The following is a 21,057-nucleotide window of genomic DNA, read 5'->3' as shown; positions in this document are numbered from 1 at the left end:
AGGGTGGGCCTCGCGGTCCACCCTTTGTCGTTTCACGGCAGGCGGCTGCCTTACATGTGGATTGCACCGTCGCCGCAGGCCAGTGCGGCTTCACGGACTGCCTCGGAATAGGTCGGGTGCGCGTGGCAGGTCATCGCCAAATCTTCTGCAGAGGCCCCGAATTCCATCGCGACACAGACCTCGTGGATCAGATCGCCGGCGCCGGGGCCGATGATATGTGCGCCAAGGATACGGTCGGTTTCCTTGTCGGCGATCAGCTTGACGAAGCCTTCGCCCGCGAAGACGGCCTTGGCACGGGCGTTGCCCATAAAGCTGAACTTGCCGACCTTGTAGGCGCGGCCTTCTTCTTTCAGCTGTTCTTCGGTGGCACCGACGTTGGCCACTTCGGGGTGGGTGTAGATCACGCCGGGGATCACGCCATAGTTCACGTGACCATGTTTGCCCGCCACGACCTCTGCGGCGGCCATGCCTTCGTCTTCGGCTTTGTGGGCCAGCATCGGGCCTTCGATGACGTCACCGATGGCGTAGATGCCTTTGACCGAGGTTTCCCACGTGTCATTCACCGCGATCTGGCCGCGTTTGGTCAGTTCGACGCCCAGACTTTCAAGGCCCAGCCCGTCGTGGAACGGCTTGCGGCCTGTCGATACCAGTACAACGTCGGCGTCCAGCGTGTGTTCGCTGTCATCCTTGCGCAGTTTGTAGGTCACTTTGGCTTTGGTTTTGCTCGCTTCGGTGCCCTGCACCGCTGCGCCCATGACAAAGTTGACGCCTTGCTTTTTCAGGATGCGCATGAAGTTCTTTTGGACTTCGCCGTCCATGCCGGGGGTGATCGCGTCAAGGTATTCAACGACGGTCACTTCGGTCCCGAGACGCGCGTAGACGGACCCAAGCTCGAGCCCGATCACGCCTGCGCCGATCACGACGAGTTTCTTTGGCACCTTGTTCAGCGACAACGCACCGGTCGAGGTCACGACGACAGTCTCGTCGACCTCGACGCCGGGGAGGGAGGCAGGCTCGGAGCCCGTGGCGATGATGATGTTCTTGGCCTCGTGGACCTCGTCACCGACTTTGACCTTGCCGGCCTCGGGGATGGTGGCCCAGCCTTTGATCCAGTCGATCTTGTTCTTCTTGAACAGGAACTCGATCCCCTTGGTGTTGGTGTCGATCGTGTTCTGCTTGTAGGTCTGCATCTGCGCCCAGTCGACCGACGGGCTTTTGCCCTTGAGGCCCATGTCGGCAAAGTTGTGTTCGGCTTCGTGCAGCATATGGGTGGCATGCAGCAGCGCTTTGGACGGGATACAGCCGACGTTCAGGCACGTGCCGCCCAACGTCTCGCGGCCTTCGACGCAGGCGGTTTTAAGGCCCAGTTGGGCACAGCGGATCGCGGATACATAGCCGCCGGGGCCGGAGCCGATGATGATGACATCGTAGCTGGACATGGAAGGTCTCCTTGGTGGTCGGGAATAGGGGTAGATAAGATCGTGTGGTGTTAAGGCATAGATTGGCGGGGTGTGATGCGGCCAAGGCTAGGGGGCGCTGCCCCCGTGCGCAAGCGCACGCCCCCGGGATCTAAGCCAATTGGAAGATCAAAAGAGCGCGGCCAGCAGCATCAGCACTGTCGCGCCAAGGCCGACTGCCCAGATCAGCGAGCGTCCGGGGCGCAGGCCAAATGCATAGGCCGGCACGTAAGCGACGCGGGCCGCAAGGAAGACCCACGCGAGGATTGCGGTGTAGGTCGTGTTTTGGCCAGACAGGTGCAGCACCACGACGGCGACCGCGAAAAGCGCCAACGCTTCGAACATATTGTTGAACGCGCGGCCCAGACGGGCGGTGCTGTCGGACAGCGCCTTTGATGGTTCACGGTCGCGCGCGGACATGGTGTAGCCGGGGCCAAGCTCGCGGTTGGCGGGGATCGCATAGGCGACAAAGGTCACGACCTGAAGCAGCGCCGCGAGAGTCAGAACAGTGAGTTCGGGTGTCATAGTGGCGTTCCGCTATAGAGCGAGGAAATAGAGAATGGCGGTGGCCGCAAAGCCTGCCAGCCAAGCGAGGGTACGGATTGCCGGCACGCCGAGGGCATAGACCGGCAGGTAGATGATCCGCGCAAGCAAGAAGACCTGCGCCGCCAGCAAAGACGTTGCATTCGTCCGGTCCAGCAGTTCAAGCATCAGGATCGCGGGCGCGAAAAGGGCGAGCGCCACGACGGAGTTGTCTAGCGCACGTTTCACCCGGGCCGTCATACCGGTCATTGACCGGTCTTCGTCGCGCGACGAGATCAGATAGCCCAAGCTGAGTTGTTGGACACCGCCCAGAACCTGAAGCAAGATTGTCAGCATAACGAGCAGGCCGTAGGCGGCAAGGATCGTGGTCTCTGTCATCATATGTCCTTTCTGGGCGGTGGAATGCGTGGATTACAGGTCCATCAGCAGGCGGCGTGGGTCTTCGAGCGCTTCTTTGACGCGCACAAGGAAGGTTACAGCACCTTTGCCGTCAACGATACGGTGGTCATAGCTAAGCGCCAGATACATCATCGGACGGATCACAACCTGACCATTGATCGCCATGGGGCGGTCCTGGATCTTGTGCATCCCCAAGATACCCGACTGTGGCGGGTTCAGGATGGGTGACGACATCAGCGAGCCGTAGACCCCGCCGTTGGAGATGGTGAACGTGCCGCCCTGCATGTCGGCCATCGAGAGTTTGCCGTCGCGGGCTTTGGACCCCAGTTCACCAATTTCCTTTTCGATGTCGGCAAAGGACATTGCTTGCGCGTCCTTGACCACAGGCACCACCAGACCGGTTGGTGTCCCAGCCGCGATGCCCATATTGACGTAGTTTTTGTAAACCACATCGGTGCCGTCGATTTCGGCGTTCACTTCGGGGACTTCGTTCAGGGCGTGGATACAGGCCTTGGTGAAGAAGGACATGAAGCCCAGTTTCACGCCGTGCTTTTTCAAGAACAGGTCTTTGTATTCGTTCCGCAGGGCCATGATCTCTGTCATGTCGACCTCGTTGTAGGTCGTCAGCATCGCGGCGGTGTTCTGGCTTTCTTTCAGACGCTTCGCGATGGTCTGGCGCAGACGGGTCATCTTGACGCGCTCCTCGCGGGAGGCGTCTTGGGGGGCGGAGGGCGCGCGTGGCGCGGCTGCTGCGGGTTTTGCCGCGTTGTTCCCCGCGGCGACGGCCTTGGCCACGTCTTCCTTCATCACACGTCCGTCGCGGCCTGTGCCGGTGACCTGATCACGGCTGATGCCGGCTTCGGCCATGGCTTTCTTGGCGGATGGCGCGTCTTCGACATCGCCCGAGGGCGCGTTGCCGGGGGCGGGGACCTGACCGCCCGCTTTGGGTTCAGCGGTATCGTCGGCGGGCTTGCTTGCGCTGCCGCCTTCGCCTTGGCTGATCACGGCGAGCTTACCGTTGGCCTCGACCGTGCTGCCTTCTTCGGCGATGATCTGGGTCAAGGTGCCAGAGGCCGGCGCGGGCACTTCGACGCTGACTTTGTCGGTTTCCAGCTCGCACAGCATTTCGTCTGCTTCGACGTGATCGCCGACGTTCTTGAACCACGTGCTGACTGTCGCCTCAGAGACGGATTCGCCAAGCGTGGGGACCATCACATCGACATCATCGGCGGCGTCGCGGGGTTTCACGTCTTCGGCACCGGCGTCTACCGCCTTGGGGGCTTCGGATTTCGCTGGGGCCGCATCCCCTTCGGAGATATTGGCCAGCAGCGCATCAACGCCGACGGTTTCGCCTTCGGCAGCAACGATATCGGCCAGAGTGCCCGCCACGGGGGAGGGCACTTCGACGGTGACCTTATCCGTCTCGAGCTCGCAGAGCATTTCGTCAACTGCGACGCTATCGCCCGGCTTTTTGAACCATGTCGCCACGGTCGCTTCGGTCACGGATTCACCCAGAGTAGGGACGCGTACTTCGCTTGTCATGGTTATTTTCCTTCGATGGTCAGCGCATCGTCAACGAGGGCTGCTTGTTGTGCTTTGTGTTGGGAGGCAAGGCCGGTTGCAGGCGAGGCCGAGGTGGCGCGGCCGACATAGGTCGGACGGGTGTGGGTGGCGTCAATGCGGCCCAGAACCCATTCGATGTTGGGTTCGATAAAGGTCCAGGCCCCTTGGTTCTTGGGCTCTTCCTGACACCATACCATTTCCGCATTCTTGAAGCGTTCCAGCTCTTTCACAGCGGATTGCGCGGGGAACGGGTAGAATTGTTCAAAACGCAAAAGGTAGATGTCGTCGATACCACGTGCGTCGCGTTCTTCCAGCAGGTCGTAGTAGACCTTGCCCGAACACATCACGACGCGTTTGATCTTGTCGTCTGCGGCCAGCGTCGTGTCCGAATTGCCCTGTTGTGCATCGTCCCACAGCACGCGGTGGAACGAGGAACCGGTGGTGAATTCCTCGGCCTTGCTGACAGCCAGTTTGTGGCGCAGTAGCGATTTCGGCGTCATCAGCATCAGCGGCTTGCGGTAGCTGCGGTGCAACTGGCGGCGCAGCAGGTGGAAGTAGTTCGCAGGCGTGGTGCAGTTCGCCACGATCCAGTTATCGCCGCCACACATGGTCAGGAACCGTTCCAGACGGGCAGAAGAGTGTTCGGGTCCCTGGCCTTCGTAGCCGTGCGGCATCAGGCAAACGAGGCCGGACATGCGCAGCCATTTGCTTTCGCCCGAGCTGATGAACTGGTCGAACATGATCTGCGCGCCGTTGGCAAAATCGCCGAACTGCGCTTCCCACAGGGTCAGCGCGTTGGGCTCAGCCAGCGAGTAGCCGTATTCAAAGCCCAATACCGCGTATTCCGACAGCATGGAGTCGATGACTTCGTATTCTGCCTGACCTTCGCGGATGTGGTTCAGCGGGTAATAGCGGTCTTCGTTTTCCTGATTGATCAGGGCCGAGTGACGCTGAGAGAACGTGCCACGGGCGGAGTCCTGTCCGGACAGACGCACCTTGTACCCTTCGGTCAACAAGGACCCAAAGGCCAGCGCCTCGGCAGTCGCCCAGTCAAAGCCTTTGCCGGACTTGAACATCTCGGCCTTGGCGTCCAGCAGGCGCGCGACAGTTTTGTGCAGCGGGAACCCGTCGGGCGCGGTGGACAGCGCCTTGCCGACATCGGTCATGGTTTCGGGCGCGATGGCTGTCTTGCCGCGCTGATATTTCTTTTCTTTCGCCTTATCGAGGTGCGACCACTTGCCATCCAGCCAGTCGGCCTTGTTGGGGCGGTATTCTTTGCCGGCCTCGAATTCGGTGTTCATCTTTTCTTGGAAGGCGGCCTTCATATCCTCGATCTCGCCCTCGGGGATCAGGCCGTCCTTGACCAGCCGCTCGGTATAGAGCGTCAGCGTGGTCTTTTGCTTCTTGATCTTCTTGTACATCACCGGGTTGGTGAACATCGGCTCGTCGCCTTCGTTGTGACCAAAGCGGCGGTAGCAGATCAGGTCGATGACCACGTCTTTCTTGAACTTCTGGCGGAATTCCGTCGCCACGCGGGCCGCGTGCACGACCGCTTCGGGATCGTCGCCGTTGACGTGGAAAATCGGTGCCTCGACCACCAGAGCGTTGTCGGTGGGGTAGGGGCTGGAGCGACTGAAGTGCGGCGCGGTGGTAAAGCCGATCTGGTTGTTCACCACGATATGCATGGTCCCGCCGGTGCGGTGACCGCGCAGACCCGACAGCGCGAAACATTCGGCGACAACACCCTGACCGGCAAACGCGGCATCGCCGTGCAGCAATATGGGAAGAACGGAGGTGCGTTCCTTGTCGTTCAACTGGTCCTGCTTGGCGCGAACCTTGCCCAGAACAACGGGGTTCACGGCCTCAAGGTGCGAAGGGTTGGCGGTCAACGACAGGTGGACAGTGTTGCCGTCGAATTCACGGTCAGAAGACGCGCCAAGGTGATATTTCACATCGCCGGACCCGTCGACATCATCGGGTTTAAAGCTGCCACCCTGAAATTCGTTAAAGATCGCGCGATAGGGTTTCTGCATGACGTTTGCCAGCACGGACAGACGGCCGCGGTGCGGCATACCGATGACAACGTCCTGAATGCCCAGCTGACCACCGCGCTTGATGATCTGTTCCATCGCGGGGATCAGGGATTCACCGCCATCAAGGCCGAAGCGCTTGGTGCCCATGTATTTGACGTGCAGGAATTTCTCGAAGCCTTCGGCTTCTACCAGCTTGTTCAGAATAGCCTTGCGGCCATTACGGGTGAACTGGATTTCCTTGCCGTAGCCCTCGATCCGCTCTTTCAGCCACGCGGCCTGTTCGGGATCAGAGATGTGCATGTATTGCAGCGCGAAGGTGCCGCAGTAGGTGCTTTTGACGATATCGACGATCTGTTTCATCGTCGCGATCTCAAGGCCAAGCACGTTGTCGATAAAGATCGGGCGATCCATGTCCTTGGGCCCGAAGCCATAGGCGGCCGGGTCCAGTTCAGGGTGGGTGTCGCTGTCGCGCATGCCAAGCGGATCAAGGTCTGCGGCCAAGTGGCCACGGATACGGTAGGCGCGGATCAGCATCAACGCGCGGATACTGTCGAGCACGGCACGTTGCACCTGCGCATCAGACAGTTCGATCCCCTTGGAAGACGCTTTTTCAGTAATCTTCTGACCGGCAGCTTTTGCTTCGGTCGGGACGGGCCATTGACCGGTCAGCGCCGCTGTCAGGTCGTCTTGTGGCATGGGCGGCCAGTCGCTGCGTGCCCAGGACGGGCCAGCGGCCTCGGCCTTCACGTCGGCGTGGTCGTCATCCATCGCTTCGAAGAATGCCTGCCATGCGCCATCAACCGCATTGGGGTCGTCTGCATAGCGGGCATACATTGCCTCTAGGTATTCGCCGTTCTGCCCCTCAAGAAAGGAGGTATCGTGGAACTGGTCGTTTTTCGGTTGGTCTGTCATGGCGATACCTCTGATGAGAGCGCGACGTTTAAGTAAGAGCGGTGGGGCCTGAAAGGTCAGGCCCCACCATCTGGCATTAGCCGTTGTTGATGGCTTCCTGAACGGCTTCGCCCAAAGTTGCGGGGCTGTCCGCAACGACGATGCCTGCTTCTTTCATAGCTGCGATCTTGGATTCCGCGTCACCTTTGCCGCCTGCGACGATCGCACCGGCGTGGCCCATGCGGCGGCCGGGAGGGGCTGTACGGCCCGCGATGAAACCGGCTGTTGGCTTCCAACGGCCTTTTTTCTTTTCGTCGGCCAGGAACTGTGCCGCTTCTTCTTCGGCGGACCCGCCGATTTCACCGATCATGATGATCGACTGTGTCTCTGGATCGGCCAGGAACATCTCGAGGATATCGATATGCTCGGACCCTTTGATGGGGTCGCCGCCGATACCAACCGCAGTGGATTGGCCGAGGCCAAGATCGGATGTCTGTTTCACAGCTTCGTACGTAAGCGTGCCCGAGCGCGAGACAACCCCGACGGTGCCGCGCTTGTGGATGTGGCCGGGCATGATGCCGATTTTGCAGGCGTCAGGCGTGATCACGCCGGGGCAGTTTGGCCCGATGAGGCGCGACTTGGACCCTTCGAGCGCGCGCTTGACGCGCATCATGTCCAGAACCGGGATGCCTTCGGTGATGCAGATGATCAGTTCCATCTCGGCGTCGATCGCCTCGAGGATCGAATCTGCTGCGAAGGGGGGCGGTACGTAGATCACGGTCGCGTTGGCTTCGGTGACGTGGCGGGCTTCGTGGACAGAGTTGAACACGGGCAGGTCAAGGTGGGTCTGGCCGCCTTTGCCGGGGGTCACACCGCCGACCATTTTGGTACCATAGGCGATGGCCTGTTCGGTGTGGAACGTGCCCTGCGAGCCGGTGAGGCCCTGACAGATCACTTTGGTGTTTTCGTTTACGAGTACGGCCATGTTATGTGCTTTCTTCTCAAGTTCAATTCAGGTGGCGCCGGTCTCAGGGCGCGGTGGAAGGGGCCGCCGCCGCAATGCGCGGCAGTCGGTATGTCAGATAAATCGCAACGGCGAACATCAGCGGGATGCCCAGTTCGCCGACTTCCTCGATGACGTAGGCAAGGTCGATCTGTTCGCGGCCGAGCGTGATGCCAAAGGGTTCCAGCTTGCGGGCCAGCCCGTCGGTCAGCTTGTAGACGACGATGAACAGCAGGCCGATCAGGACGGCCAGCTGCGGTGCCGCGCCTTTTACGACCCCACGGATGAAGCCCCGCGTTTTGCGACGCAACAGGATCAGACCCGCCACGATAATTGTCAGCAGGATGATGCCGGCAATGCCCTTTTCCATCAGGCTGACGCCATCGCTGGAAAATTGCCGCGCTTTCAGCAGGCCTTCGGTGAACGGCTTTTTGTCGAGGTCCAGCTCGCGGGCTGCGAACAGGGCCATGAACACCGCAAAGTACCACCGACGTGCAACAGATGCCTTTGGCCACAGCGCGAACATCATCAAGATGCACAGGCCATAGCCGACCACAGACAGCGTCTCGAACGGGCCGCCTTCGGCCAGCAGGGAGCCCTGCATTGGCAAGGGCAGCTGCGCGACAACCGCCATCATTGCGAAAACCAGAAGGGTCATCCCAAGGACGATGGTTTTCCCACCCAAGACGGTGTTTTGCGGGGTTGCAGTCATTGGTTCGCCTCGTTCAGCGGGATCAAACGTTCGACCCGTGCAAAGGTTTCGACGCCTTGTGCCCCGTCACGAACCCCCGATTGTACCACAGCGATGCGGTTGGGGTTCAACATGACGGCGGCGCGATAGGTGGCCCCCGTTGTAGTGGGGAACCCTGCGGGGACATCTACCAGATCAATCAGCTGTTCTTGAGCCAATCCGGTAATGATCCCTTGTTGCGCAATTTGCGGTTCAGCCCCGTCAAAGGACACTTCGCAGCGACGGTCCGTGCCCGCCGTTGCAGCCGCGCCCGTCACCGGAGACTGAGGTGCCGAGGTAAAGGGACGCAGGTCATAGAAATCGACCCGTGCCCCCGCCGTACCAAGCTGTGCCTGCGCCGACTGTGCCGTCAGTCGCGGGCTGAAACAATGGTCTGCAAAGGATTGGGCGATGTCCGCCGCGCGGGTCGTCTGTGCCATAGCGTTACTGGCCGCCCCGAAAGGGACAGCCAGCGCGGCAATGGAAAAACAAAAGGCGAGACGATGCATCATCCAAGCTTTCCAGCCAGTTTTAGCCTTTGACCGCTTTCACGATCTTCTGCGCGCCATCTTTCAGGTTGTCCGCAGCGATCACGTCCAGGCCGGAGTTGTTGATGATGGCTTTGCCTTCTTCAACGTTCGTGCCTTCCAGACGGACAACCAGCGGAACCTTCAGACCGACTTCTTTCACGGCTGCAACTACGCCTTCGGCGATGACGTCACAGCGCATGATGCCGCCGAAGATGTTGACCAGAATACCTTTGACCTGCGGGTCGGAGGTGATGATCTTGAACGCTTCGGTCACTTTCTCTTTGGTCGCACCGCCACCAACATCAAGGAAGTTCGCGGGCTCGGCACCGTAAAGCTTGATGATGTCCATTGTGGCCATCGCCAGACCGGCACCGTTCACCATGCAGCCGATTTCACCGTCCAGAGCGATGTAGTTCAGGTCGTACTTGGACGCCTCGAGCTCTTTGGGGTCTTCTTCGGTGGTGTCGCGCAGGTCGGCAATATCGCCGTGGCGATACATTGCGTTGCCGTCAAAGCTGACTTTGGCGTCCAGCACTTTCAGGTCGCCGCCGTCGGTGACGATCAGCGGGTTGATTTCAAGCATCTCCATGTCTTTTTCAACGAAGGCTTTGAACAGCTGGCCCATCAGGGTGACGCACTGTTTGACCTGCTTGCCTTCAAGCCCAAGGGCGAAAGCAACGCGACGGCCGTGGTAGGGTTGGAAGCCCGCGGCTGGGTCTACAGAAAAGCTGATGATTTTTTCAGGAGTAGATTCGGCCACTTCTTCGATGTCCATGCCGCCCTCGGTGGAGCAGACGAACCCGATGCGCGACGTCTGGCGATCCACCAGCAGCGCGAGGTACAATTCGGTTTCGATGCCCGAACCGTCTTCGATGTAGATGCGGTTGACCTGTTTGCCCGCTGGGCCGGTCTGGTGCGTGACCAAGGTACGGCCCAGCATTTTCTTGGCTTCTTCGGCGGCTTCTTCAACCGATTTGGTCAGGCGTACACCGCCTTTGTCGCCAGCGTCGGCTTCTTTGAAAGAACCCTTGCCGCGGCCACCTGCGTGGATCTGTGCCTTGACGACCCAAAGAGGTCCGTCCATCTCGCCGGCGGCGGTTTTCGCATCTTCGGCTTTCAGCACGACCCGGCCTTCGGATACTGGCGCGCCGTAGCTACGCAAAAGGGCTTTTGCCTGATATTCATGGATGTTCATAAAAAACGGTCCCGTCTTTGTTCCAGTCTAATCGCGGTATACGATTGAGTCTTGATACTCGGTAAACAGTTTTTCGGAGAAATACAGGGTTATCCAGAGAAAAGCGACATTTGTGATCACACGAATTTCGCGTGTGATCACAAAATAGCGCTAACGGTGGAAAATCTGCGGAATGTTGCCGACGCAGCGGCTGTCGCGCTCGGAAACCCCAAGTTTTAAGGGCCGAACGCGACATATAGTTGTCTATTTTGCGACCGATCAGGTGTCGTCAAGGGGGAGTTTTACTTGGGAATCAGTGCCCAGTAATCGAGGTCAAGCAAGACATCGGGCAGATATTTGCCGTCTTCGCCCTTCAGCTTGAACGGCTCCCCGCCTTTGGTGGCGACCAAGCGCAAGCGCAGCGCGCCGACACCAGGTTTGTCGGTATCGGCTTTGTCCAGAACCTCGGTCCAGGCGCGGATTGTGTCGCCGGACAGGCAGGGGTTTGCGTGCGCCCCGCCGTTCAGCCCTACGATCATCTGCGCATTGGCCAGCCCGTTGAACGACAACGCACGGGCCATCGAGATCACGTGCCCGCCATAAATCAGTCGCGACCCGTCAGGGCGGGCGGAGGTGTCAAAGTGCACTTTTGCCGTGTTCTGCCACAGGCGGGTGGCCATCATATGCTCCGCCTCTTCGACGGTGACGCCATCCACGTGGTCGATCATCTCGCCCACGGAATAATCGCCCCAGCGATGCGCCTCGCCCGCGAGGGTAAAGTCATAATTGCTGAAATCGAGCGTTTCGGGGATCGACAGATCGTCAACCGTCAGCGCCTTGGGCAGATCGGGCACGACAGTTTCGGGTGCGAGGGCATCGACATCGCGTTTGCGCACCATCACCCAGCGGACATACTCCAGCACTTTGGTGTCGTTCTGGTTAAAGCCAGTGGTGCGTACATAGACAACGCCGGTTTTCCCGTTCGAGTTTTGCTTGAGCCCGATCACCTCGGATTCAGACCGCAGCGTATCGCCGGGCCAGACCGGTGCCAGCCAGCGTCCCTGCGCGTAGCCAAGGTTGGCCACGGCGTTCAGCGATACATCCGGCACGGTTTTGCCGAACACGATGTGAAAGGTAATCATATCGTCCAGCGGGCTGGCAGGCAGGCCGCAGCTTTGCGCGAATTGATCGGAGGAATAGAGCGCATGACGTGCGGGATACAGCGCGTGGTACAGCGCGCGTTCACCATCCTTGACGGTGCGCGGCACAGCATGATGCAGCGTCTCGCCTACTTTATAGTCCTCGAAGAAACGGCCCTTGTTGGTCTTTGCCTGTGCCATCAATGCGCCCCCAGCTTGGTGTCGGGCGTATAGGTGCCTTCGACTTCCTTGGTCACGGCTTGACCGCAGCGCATGACATTTGCCTTGGCATCCCATGTTTGTGTGGGCGTGCCGTAAAGCTCCCACCCCTTGTTCAGCGCGTCGGTGACCTTGTGGCAAAAGGCGGAAGTGTCCTCTTCGGACAGGAAACGATAGAGTTTCATGGGGGTTCTTTCAGTAACTCAGGAAAAGGGAGAGACGCCAAGCAGGGTATGGATCGCGGTCACAACGACCAGCATCACCAGCGTGATCACCGCAAGGCGGATATAGGTGGCCTTGCCCGCGGGGGCAGGGGGTGTCCAGTTGGGTTCGGCGCGGTTGATCAGGATCACGGAACCGACCGCCCAAGCCAGCATAGAGCCGAACAGCAGAATAGAGGCGAGATCACCGTTCACCAGCAAATGCGCGACCGCCCATATTTTAACGGCCATCAGCTGCGGGTGGCGGGTTTTATAGGCGGGCCAAGCCTTGGCCCCTTTGGCTGCACTGGACCCGTAGACCCAGAATGCCAGCACCATCAGCAGGTTGTTCAGATGCGTCAGGAAGGGCGGGGGCGTCCAGACGGGGATAAACTCGGCCCCGCGGTATCCGATAATGATCATGACCAGCGCCGCCACGATGGCGACGGCGATGATGCCTTTGCCCTTTTTGCCCATGGCGGCGCGTTGGTCCGGCATAAAGCGACGGAAATAATGGGCACCGACCCATAAGATCAGACCAAGGATCAAAAGTGCCATCATCAGGTTTACTCCGTTTGCAGGGCCGCGATTGCGTCCAGCTTTGCCAATGTTTCGCGTGCGGTGGCGACATGCAGGTTTTCGACGATGCGCCCGTCCACAACGGCCACACCCTGACCTGTCGCCTGCATTTCGTCAAACGCTGCGATCTGGCGGCGGGCCAGATCGGCTTCGGCCTCGGAGGGGGAGAATGCCTCGTTCGCGACGTCCAGCTGCGCGGGGTGGATCAAGGTTTTGCCGTCAAAGCCCATGTCGCGGCCTTGGTCACATTCAACGCGGTGGCCTTCGTCATCCTTGAACGCATTATAAACGCCATCGACAATCGCGATGCCGTTGGCCTTGGCTGCCAGTACGCATAGGCCAAGCCCGGTCATCAGGGGCAGGCGGTCGGCGCGCACGCGGGTTTGCAGGTCTTTGTTCAGATCGTTAGTGCCCATTACCATGCATTGCAGCTTGGGATGCGCGCCAATCGCGGCGGCGTTCAGCATGGCACCGGGGGTCTCCATCATCGCCCAAAGCGGGATGTCGCCCGTGATCTCGGCCAAAGCGTCGAGATCGGCGGGGCTGCCGACTTTGGGCAGCAAAATGGCGTCGCAGTCCATTTTTGCCGCGGCGCGGGCATCGTCGGCACCCCATTCGGTGTCCAGCCCGTTAATGCGGATCACCTTATACCGGCTGCCATAGCCGCCGTCTTTCAGCGCCGTGGCAAGCGTTTCCCGTGCTGCGGTTTTCTCTTCCGGGATCACAGCGTCTTCGAGGTCAAAGATAATCGCATCGGCCGGCAGTCCGCGGGCTTTGTCTAACGCGCGGTCCTTGGAGCCGGGGATATATAAAACGGAACGCAGGGGGCGGGTGATTTTCGACATTTGCGACTCTCCAAGAAATAATGTTGCGTGCAGGTCTGCATTTTTAGACGAAAACCTCAAGCGTAAACGCGCCGCAGCGCAGCGTCAGATAGTTTGCGGCTTTAACGCGGCCTTCAGGTTTTGCTGCCAGAAGGAAAGGCGTCTTGGGGCGTGTGTAAGTGTAAGAGGTGTGGAATGGTGAAGATGTTTAACCTGATCGGGCTGGCGACTGCCGCGGCGGCGGTGGTCGCACTGACGCAGGATGTCGCGGCGGGCACGCGAACCGCAGGTTGTGACTGGAGCCACGAGGTTTCTGCACAAATTTCGCACCCGCCGCAGGATCAACAAACTAAGGAGGCAGGACCTATTTGATATGTCATAGAATATAAAAGCGGCGAAAAAAGATGCAGATCGCCGGAACGCAATCGCCACATCATCGTTGATATCACAACCGAGTGATTATCACCCGGAACTTCTAAAGGAGTATCAACAATGAAACGTATTCTTGGCACAACCGCAATCATCCTGAGCTTGACTGGTCCCGCATTTGCAGATGCACATGCAGCTGGTTTTGGTATCGTGACAGCGCAAGAAACTGACTTCTTCGCGTCCGACCTGATCGGCATGCGTATCTACAATTCCGAGACAGAAGTTGAAGCAAATTCCACCATCGCCGCTGACGGCGAAAAGGAATGGGACGACATCGGCGAAATCAACGACGTCCTGCTAGATTCCGAAGGCAACGTTAAGGCCGTTATCCTCGGCATTGGCGGTTTCCTCGGCATGGGTGAGCGTGACGTAAGCGTCAACATGGACGAGATTCGCATCGTGACCGAAGAAGGTGACAGCGACGACCGTTTCCTCGTGGTGAACACAAGCAAAGAGATGCTTGAAAAAGCCCCAGCGTTCGAGCGTATGGACGACGAAGCTGACATGGAAACCGAAGCAAACATGGACGCCAACGCCGACATGAACGCTGACACAGACATGGCAGCGACCGACATGAACGCCGAAGCTGAGGTCGACACAGAGACCGAAATGGAAGCGGACGCAGAAGCAATGGAAGCGGATGCCGAAGCACTGGCAAACGAAGCTGAAATGGAAGCCGAAGAAGCAGCGGCTGAAACAGAGCAGGCCGTTGATGAAGCGACCACGGAAATGACCGAAGAAGCCAATGAAGTCGAAAGCGACATGGAACGCCCCATGCTGACAGCCCCAGCGGTTGAGCGTGAAGGCTATGCCAACGCCACAACTGACGAAGTTGCCGCGCTGACCGCAGAAGACCTGGAAGGGTCCTATGTTTACGGTGCCAACGACGAAACAGTCGGTGAAATCGGTGCCCTTGTCATGGGTGACGACGGCGAAGTCGGCCAAGTTGTGATCAACGTCGGTGGTTTCCTGGGCATTGGCGAAAAGCCAGTTGCCGTAACTTGGGACGAACTGCAGATCATGAAGAACGCTGAAGGCGACGACTTCCGCATCTACATCGACAGCAGCGAAGAAGCGCTGGAAGCACAGCCCGAATACCAAGGCTAAGCTTAACGCTAAGTCAAATTCGGCAATAGCTTGCTGAAAAGCTGACCAAGACGGGATCGTTTCGAAAGAAACGGTCCCGTTTTTTATGGCTCTGCGCGGTGTGACGTGACGCCGGACCAAGCGCAACTTGCACGGTGCGCTTCATTTCGGTATCCCGAAGCGAAATGTAACCCTGTCGGAGTATACCACATGGCCAGACCCAAGATCGCGCTTATCGGCGCAGGGCAAATCGGGGGCACGCTTGCCCATCTCGCAGCAATCAAGGAACTGGGCGACGTTGTCCTGTTCGACATCGCCGAAGGCATCCCGCAGGGTAAGGCCCTCGATATCGCAGAATCGGGCCCATCCGCCAAATTCGACGCGACCATGACCGGCGCGAATGACTACTCTGAAATCGCTGGCGCAGACGTTTGTATCGTGACTGCCGGTGTTGCGCGTAAGCCCGGCATGAGCCGTGATGACCTGCTGGGAATCAACCTGAAGGTCATGAAGTCTGTCGGTGAAGGCATCGCTGCCCACGCGCCAGACGCATTCGTTATCTGCATCACCAACCCGCTGGACGCGATGGTTTGGGCGCTGCGCGAATTCTCCGGTCTGCCGCACCACAAGGTATGTGGCATGGCTGGCGTTCTTGATTCGGCGCGCTTCCGTCACTTCCTCGCGTCGGAATTCAATGTGTCCATGAAAGACGTAACTGCCTTCGTTCTGGGCGGCCACGGCGACACCATGGTACCGCTGACGCGCTATTCCACCGTTGCGGGTATCCCATTGCCTGATCTGGTGAAAATGGGCTGGACCACACAGGACAAACTGGACGCGATCGTTCAGCGGACCCGTGATGGCGGTGCCGAAATCGTTGGTCTGCTGAAGACCGGTTCGGCGTTCTACGCGCCTGCGACGTCGGCAATCGAAATGGCCGAAGCCTATCTGAAAGACCAAAAGCGCGTTCTGCCCTGTGCCGCCTATGTTGACGGTGCTTACGGTCTGGACGGTTTCTATGTCGGCGTGCCCACCGTGATCGGTGCCGGCGGCGTAGAGCGTGTTGTCGAGATTTCGATGAACAAAGACGAGCAGACGATGTTCGACAACTCTGTCAACGCCGTCAAAGGTCTGGTCGATGCGTGCAAAGGCATCGATGAATCGCTGAAGTAATACGACCAGGCGCAGCGGGCGGGGGCGGACTATCCTCCGTTATCACCCGTTGCGCCCGTTTTTAGATGACAGAGCCGCTGGGACGACCGGTGCCCGAATTGCTCTGCCACGCGGCTAATTGCCGCTGTTGACCCAACCGCTTCTCAGAGTTTCCGGATCATTTGCTGGCTTCCAGCCCGGCGATATTCACGGCCTTCCGAAGTTGTGATCACACTTTCAAAATTAGTGATCACAAACCCCCTCAATGTCCGGCGCTAACCGAAGGGTTTGGGCAACTGCGCCAATAAACCGCTTCAAATTCACGCCTCTGGACGTGACAGTCCCAAAAATACCGTTATCTATGACCGTAACCTGACGAGAAAAGGAATCCATCATGGCAGATGTGAACCGGGGCAACCGCCCGCTGTCACCCCACCTGACGATCTATCGCCCGCAACTGACCTCCATGACGTCGATCCTGACGCGCATCACCGGCAACGCAATGCTGATCGCCGCGCTGCTGATCGTATGGTGGTTCTTGGCCGCTGCGACGTCGGCGGAATATTTCGACTTTGCAAACGGTTTCATCACCAGCTGGTTCGGTGACCTGATCATGTTCCTGTCGCTGCTGGGCCTGTGGTATCACACGCTCGCCGGCATCCGGCACCTGATATGGGACAACGGCTATGCGCTGGACATCCCGACGGCTGAAAAGCTGGGCTGGGCCGCGCTGATCGGTTCCGTCGTTTTGACCATCATCACCGCGCTGATCATCTGAGGAATAGACACATGGCTTATTTGACAGACCGCAAACGCGCTATGGGCTTGGGCTCGGCTAAATCGGGCACTGCACATTTCTGGGCGATGAAAGTCAGCTCTGTTGCGCTGCTGATCCTGATCCCGCTTTTCGTCTTTACCTTCGGGTCCGCCCTGGGGGGCACCTACGAAGAGATCATCGCCTACTACAGCAGGCCCTTCCCCGCGATCGTCGCCGCCCTGACGCTGATCGTTGGCTTCAAACATTTTAATGACGGTGTCCAAGTGCTGATCGAGGATTACGTCCACGGGCTGTCGCAGAAAGTTGCGATCATCCTGATGACTTGCCTCAGCTATGGTGCGGCCGCAGTTGGCGTTTTCGCCATCGCCCGCATCGCGCTTTAACACACGCCTACGCTATACCGGAGACCGAGACATGGCTGCATATGAATATGAAACGCATGAATATGATGTCGTTGTCGTGGGGGCTGGCGGTGCTGGCTTGCGTGCGACACTTGGCATGGCAGAGCAAGGGCTGAAAACAGCCTGCGTGACCAAAGTTTTCCCGACCCGTTCGCACACAGTTGCGGCGCAGGGCGGCATCGCGGCGTCGCTGTCCAACATGGGCCCCGACAACTGGCAGTGGCATATGTATGACACCGTTAAGGGGTCGGACTGGCTGGGCGACACGGATGCGATGGAATACCTCGCGCGCGAAGCCCCCAAGGCGGTGTACGAGCTTGAGCACTACGGTGTGCCTTTCTCGCGGACCGAAGCGGGTAAAATCTACCAGCGTCCATTTGGTGGCCACACCACCGAATTTGGCGAAGGTCCCCCCGTGCAGCGCACCTGTGCTGCAGCCGACCGGACCGGCCACGCGATCCTGCACACGCTTTATGGTCAGTCGCTGAAGCATAACGCTGAATTCTACATCGAATATTTCGCCATTGATCTGATCATGTCGGATGACGGTGTGTGTCAGGGTGTGCTGTGCTGGAAGCTGGACGACGGCACCATGCACCTGTTCAGCGCCAAGATGGTTGTTCTGGCGACAGGTGGCTATGGCCGTGCCTATTTCTCGGCGACATCGGCGCACACCTGCACTGGTGACGGCGGCGGTATGGCGGCACGTGCAGGCCTGCCCTTGCAGGATATGGAGTTCGTGCAGTTTCACCCCACCGGCATTTACGGCGCGGGTTGCCTGATCACCGAAGGCGCACGTGGCGAAGGCGGGTATCTGACCAACTCCGAAGGCGAACGCTTTATGGAGCGGTATGCCCCGACCTACAAAGACCTTGCCAGCCGCGACGTTGTTTCGCGCTGTATGACGATGGAAATCCGCGAAGGCCGCGGTGTGGGCGAGAACAAAGACCACATCCACCTGCACCTGAACCACCTGCCCAAAGAAACGCTAGACCTGCGTCTGCCGGGGATCTCTGAGTCCGCGCGCATCTTTGCCGGTGTAGACCTGACCAAAGAACCGATCCCGGTTCTGCCGACCGTGCACTACAACATGGGCGGCATCCCTACTAACTATTGGGGCGAAGTGCTGGCGCCGACCGAAGACGCACCGGACCGCGTGGCACCAGGCCTGATGGCCGTGGGCGAAGCGGGCTGTGCTTCGGTGCACGGCGCGAACCGTTTGGGCTCGAACTCTCTCATCGACCTTGTGGTCTTTGGCCGCGCCGCTGCGATCCGCGCAAAAGATGTCGTCGACGCAGAGGCCCCCGTGCCAACGCCGAACCAGAAGTCGGTCGACGCCGCGTTTGAACGCTTTGACAGCCTGCGCTATGCCAAGGGCCAGACCACAACAGCCGAGCTGCGCCTCGAGATGCAGAAAACCATGCAGGCCGACGCCGCCGTTTTCCGCACCGACAAGACGCTGAACGAAGGCAAGGCCAAGATGGACGAAGTCGCGGCCAAGATCGCGGATTTGCACGTGACCGATACATCGCTGGTCTGGAATTCCGACCTGATGGAAACGCTCGAGCTGACCAACCTGATGCCGAACGCCGTGGCCACCATCACCGCCGCTGCCGCACGCAAGGAAAGCCGCGGTGCCCACGCGCACGAGGATTACCCTGATCGTGACGACGCGAACTGGCGCAAGCACAGCCTGGCGTATTTCGACGGCAACAATGCCACGCTCAGCTACCGTGGTGTCCACCTTGATCCGCTGACGACAGAGGCCGAAGGCGGCATCGATATGAAAAAGATCGCGCCCAAAGCACGGGTGTATTGATCTTGAACCCTGCTCCCGCTTTTGGGGGCAGGGGACCAAACCGGGGGCTCTTGCCCCCATCCTGCAGGCGGAGGGCAGGCGACATGAAACAGTTTATCGCTATGACCATGATCCTGGCCGCGTCTTCTTGTGCGCAAGCAACGCAGCAGGTTGACAGCATCGGCCGCGAAGCCGCCAAAGGGGTCATCACCGAAACCCTTGCCACCCGCTTTCCGCAGGTGCCCAAGCAGCTGATTACACCGTTTACCAATTGCATCGTCGACAACGCCGACGCCCTAGAGGTACGCGTTTTCGCCAAATCCGCTGTGATCGGCGTGGATGATACCACCGTCGCCACCGTGCGCGCGGTTCTGTCGCGTCCTGAAACTGTGCAATGTCTGTCGCGCTCTGCCAGCGGCGTCCCGGGGCTTCTGGGCTAATGGGTCACCCGATTGCCACCTCAGATGCGGACGTCGTAGACGCGGGCCATATGGCCGATCTGCGCGCGCAATTCCGAGAGGGCGATTCCCATGTGCGCACCCGTATCAAATCACAGCTAGGCCCCACAGAGGTTGAATTCGCCGATATCCGCATGGTCGTGGACCCGCGCGATAACTACACCGAAACCTGCATTTGGCTGAACGAATACCCGCCAGAGATTAAATCGCTGGTCGCCTTGGTTGAACTGGTCGAAGATCGCAACGTGCTGGTTTTTGATATCGGTGCGAACTGCGGTGCGTATTCGATCCCGCTGGCCATGGCTGCCGGCGAAGGGTCGCGCGTCGTTGCGTTTGAACCCAACCCGCTGATGATTGGCCGCCTTGGCATGAACATCGCGCTTAACAATCTGACCGACCGCGTCCGTATCGAAGGCTGCGCGCTATGTGACCGCGACGGTGAGGCGATGCTGAACTTCCGCGGGCACAACTACGGTCAGGCATCGCTGCTCCCGATCGAGGGCAAGCAACAAAACGGCGGCGTGCTGGTGCCCACACGGCCCTTGTCCGCCTTTACACACGCCGCACGGCACCACGATGGCACGATCCTCAAGATCGATGTCGAAGGGGCCGAAGAAGTCGTGCTGAACCCCATCCTCGCGCAGGGCAAATCCGGTGGCTGGCTGCCCGATGCGATCTTGATAGAGGTCCGCCACGCGGATCAGTGGGACGGCGATCTTTGTGCAGAAATACTGGCCTGCGGGTACCGCCAAACCCTGCGCGCCGAAGGAAATGCGCTTTACATCCGAAAGACGTAAGCGCCAGAATTGAAACGAACTGGGCAACTGCCCGACAGACCAGGAGAAGCGATATGGTTCAACTCACGCTCCCCAAGAACTCCCGGATGACGACCGGTAAAACATGGCCGAAACCCGAAGGTGCCAAAAACCTGCGACAGTTTCAGGTGTATCGCTGGAACCCCGATGACGGGAAGAACCCGGCGATCGACACGTATTTCGTCGATATGGACACCTGCGGCCCGATGATTTTGGACGCGCTGATCAAGATCAAGAACGAGATCGACCCGACGCTGACCTTCCGCCGGTCCTGCCGCGAGGGCATCTGCGGGTCTTGCGCGATGAACATTGACGGGATCAATACGCTGGCCTGTACCTATGGCGTGGACGAGGTGAACGGCGCGGTGAAGATCTATCCGCTGCCACACATGCCCGTGGTCAAGGATCTGATCCCCGATCTAACGCACTTTTATGCGCAGCACGCATCCATCCAGCCGTGGCTTGAAACCAAGACGGCGGAACCTGCCAAGGAATGGAAGCAGTCAATCGATGACCGCGCCAAGCTGGATGGGCTTTATGAGTGCATCATGTGCGCCTGCTGCTCAACATCCTGCCCCAGCTATTGGTGGAACGGCGATCGCTACCTCGGTCCGGCAGCGCTGCTGCACGCCTACCGCTGGATCATCGACAGCCGCGATGAAGCCACAGGCGAGCGTCTGGACGAACTTGAAGATCCATTCAAACTGTACCGCTGCCACACCATCATGAACTGCGCCAAAACCTGCCCCAAGGGCCTGAACCCTGCCGCAGCCATTGCCAATATCAAAAAGATGATGGTCGAACGCACAGTTTGATCCCATCGCAACCCACGGCCCCCGCCGCCCTTTGGCGCGGG

General features: G+C 59.1%; 22 protein-coding genes. 9 read left to right on the top strand and 13 right to left on the bottom strand.

Annotated elements, in window-relative coordinates; genetic code table 11:
* Nucleotides 1-50: 50 nt before the first annotated feature.
* The 13 genes from lpdA to BLQ98_RS00240 all read right to left on the bottom strand — a co-directional run bounded on the left by lpdA (nt 51) and on the right by BLQ98_RS00240 (nt 13,305).
* A complete protein-coding gene (gene lpdA, locus BLQ98_RS00300) occupies nt 51-1,439 on the bottom strand; it encodes a dihydrolipoyl dehydrogenase (protein WP_093731367.1) in 1,389 nt (462 codons plus the stop codon).
* 147 nt (nt 1,440-1,586) lie between these two features.
* Nucleotides 1,587-1,982 carry an MAPEG family protein gene (locus tag BLQ98_RS00295; RefSeq protein WP_093731366.1) on the bottom strand — a complete coding sequence of 132 codons (396 nt, stop codon included), beginning with the start codon at nt 1,980-1,982 and terminating at the stop codon, nt 1,587-1,589.
* Nucleotides 1,983-1,994: 12 nt separating this feature from the next.
* Nucleotides 1,995-2,381: an MAPEG family protein gene (locus BLQ98_RS00290; protein ID WP_093731365.1), complete on the bottom strand. Its 387-nt coding sequence runs from the start codon at nt 2,379-2,381 to the stop codon at nt 1,995-1,997.
* Nucleotides 2,382-2,411: 30 nt separating this feature from the next.
* Nucleotides 2,412-3,941: a 2-oxoglutarate dehydrogenase complex dihydrolipoyllysine-residue succinyltransferase gene (odhB, locus tag BLQ98_RS00285; RefSeq protein ID WP_093731364.1), complete on the bottom strand. Its 1,530-nt coding sequence runs from the start codon at nt 3,939-3,941 to the stop codon at nt 2,412-2,414.
* Nucleotides 3,942-3,943: 2 nt separating this feature from the next.
* The gene (locus tag BLQ98_RS00280; protein WP_093731363.1) at nt 3,944-6,907 is read right to left on the bottom strand and encodes a 2-oxoglutarate dehydrogenase E1 component; all 2,964 of its coding nucleotides are present in this window, start codon (nt 6,905-6,907) and stop codon (nt 3,944-3,946) included.
* A 76-nt stretch (nt 6,908-6,983) separates the two neighbouring features.
* Nucleotides 6,984-7,871 carry a succinate--CoA ligase subunit alpha gene (gene sucD, locus BLQ98_RS00275; RefSeq protein ID WP_093731362.1) on the bottom strand — a complete coding sequence of 296 codons (888 nt, stop codon included), beginning with the start codon at nt 7,869-7,871 and terminating at the stop codon, nt 6,984-6,986.
* Between the two features lie 43 nt (nt 7,872-7,914).
* Nucleotides 7,915-8,601 carry a hypothetical protein gene (locus tag BLQ98_RS00270; RefSeq protein ID WP_093731361.1) on the bottom strand — a complete coding sequence of 229 codons (687 nt, stop codon included), beginning with the start codon at nt 8,599-8,601 and terminating at the stop codon, nt 7,915-7,917.
* The gene (locus BLQ98_RS00265; protein WP_093731360.1) at nt 8,598-9,131 is read right to left on the bottom strand and encodes a succinyl-CoA synthetase subunit beta; all 534 of its coding nucleotides are present in this window, start codon (nt 9,129-9,131) and stop codon (nt 8,598-8,600) included. The genes BLQ98_RS00270 and BLQ98_RS00265 overlap by 4 nt, the downstream gene beginning before the upstream one ends.
* A gap of 19 nt (nt 9,132-9,150) precedes the next feature.
* The gene (gene sucC, locus BLQ98_RS00260; protein WP_093731359.1) at nt 9,151-10,344 is read right to left on the bottom strand and encodes an ADP-forming succinate--CoA ligase subunit beta; all 1,194 of its coding nucleotides are present in this window, start codon (nt 10,342-10,344) and stop codon (nt 9,151-9,153) included.
* A gap of 281 nt (nt 10,345-10,625) precedes the next feature.
* Nucleotides 10,626-11,663, bottom strand: a complete 1,038-nt coding sequence (locus BLQ98_RS00255; protein ID WP_093731358.1) for a MaoC family dehydratase — start codon at nt 11,661-11,663, stop codon at nt 10,626-10,628.
* The gene (locus BLQ98_RS00250; protein WP_009826044.1) at nt 11,663-11,866 is read right to left on the bottom strand and encodes a DUF1737 domain-containing protein; all 204 of its coding nucleotides are present in this window, start codon (nt 11,864-11,866) and stop codon (nt 11,663-11,665) included. The genes BLQ98_RS00255 and BLQ98_RS00250 overlap by 1 nt, the downstream gene beginning before the upstream one ends.
* An 18-nt stretch (nt 11,867-11,884) precedes the next feature.
* Entirely contained in the window at nt 11,885-12,442 is a 558-nt protein-coding gene (locus tag BLQ98_RS00245) for an NnrU family protein (protein ID WP_093731357.1), read from the bottom strand.
* A 5-nt stretch (nt 12,443-12,447) separates the two neighbouring features.
* A complete protein-coding gene (locus BLQ98_RS00240) occupies nt 12,448-13,305 on the bottom strand; it encodes an HpcH/HpaI aldolase/citrate lyase family protein (RefSeq protein ID WP_093731356.1) in 858 nt (285 codons plus the stop codon).
* 174 nt (nt 13,306-13,479) lie between these two features.
* On the opposite strand from BLQ98_RS00240, the gene BLQ98_RS18195 reads away from it, so the two are divergent.
* The 9 genes from BLQ98_RS18195 (at nt 13,480) to BLQ98_RS00200 (ending at nt 21,016) form a co-directional block, all read left to right on the top strand.
* Complete coding sequence (locus tag BLQ98_RS18195) at nt 13,480-13,656, top strand: hypothetical protein (RefSeq protein WP_208595997.1); 177 nt, start codon at nt 13,480-13,482, stop codon at nt 13,654-13,656.
* 120 nt (nt 13,657-13,776) lie between these two features.
* A complete protein-coding gene (locus BLQ98_RS00235; protein ID WP_093731355.1) occupies nt 13,777-14,820 on the top strand; it encodes a PRC-barrel domain-containing protein in 1,044 nt (347 codons plus the stop codon).
* A gap of 189 nt (nt 14,821-15,009) precedes the next feature.
* Nucleotides 15,010-15,972, top strand: coding sequence for a malate dehydrogenase (gene mdh, locus BLQ98_RS00230; RefSeq protein WP_093731354.1), 963 nt, complete (start codon nt 15,010-15,012; stop codon nt 15,970-15,972).
* A 373-nt stretch (nt 15,973-16,345) separates the two neighbouring features.
* Complete coding sequence (gene sdhC, locus BLQ98_RS00225; RefSeq protein WP_093731353.1) at nt 16,346-16,729, top strand: succinate dehydrogenase, cytochrome b556 subunit; 384 nt, start codon at nt 16,346-16,348, stop codon at nt 16,727-16,729.
* An 11-nt stretch (nt 16,730-16,740) separates the two neighbouring features.
* Complete coding sequence (gene sdhD, locus BLQ98_RS00220) at nt 16,741-17,112, top strand: succinate dehydrogenase, hydrophobic membrane anchor protein (RefSeq protein WP_009826051.1); 372 nt, start codon at nt 16,741-16,743, stop codon at nt 17,110-17,112.
* Nucleotides 17,113-17,143: 31 nt separating this feature from the next.
* A complete protein-coding gene (gene sdhA / locus BLQ98_RS00215) occupies nt 17,144-18,949 on the top strand; it encodes a succinate dehydrogenase flavoprotein subunit (RefSeq protein WP_093731352.1) in 1,806 nt (601 codons plus the stop codon).
* An 83-nt stretch (nt 18,950-19,032) separates the two neighbouring features.
* Nucleotides 19,033-19,368, top strand: a complete 336-nt coding sequence (locus BLQ98_RS00210; protein WP_093731351.1) for a hypothetical protein — start codon at nt 19,033-19,035, stop codon at nt 19,366-19,368.
* A complete protein-coding gene (locus tag BLQ98_RS00205) occupies nt 19,368-20,183 on the top strand; it encodes an FkbM family methyltransferase (protein WP_093731350.1) in 816 nt (271 codons plus the stop codon). The genes BLQ98_RS00210 and BLQ98_RS00205 overlap by 1 nt, the downstream gene beginning before the upstream one ends.
* A gap of 53 nt (nt 20,184-20,236) precedes the next feature.
* Nucleotides 20,237-21,016, top strand: coding sequence for a succinate dehydrogenase iron-sulfur subunit (locus tag BLQ98_RS00200; RefSeq protein ID WP_093731349.1), 780 nt, complete (start codon nt 20,237-20,239; stop codon nt 21,014-21,016).
* The last annotated feature ends 41 nt before the right edge of the window (nt 21,017-21,057 follow it).

The organism is Sulfitobacter litoralis (assembly GCF_900103185.1).
Classification (GTDB): Bacteria; Pseudomonadota; Alphaproteobacteria; order Rhodobacterales; family Rhodobacteraceae; genus Sulfitobacter; species Sulfitobacter litoralis.
This window is presented reverse-complemented; position numbering and strand designations above follow the sequence as displayed.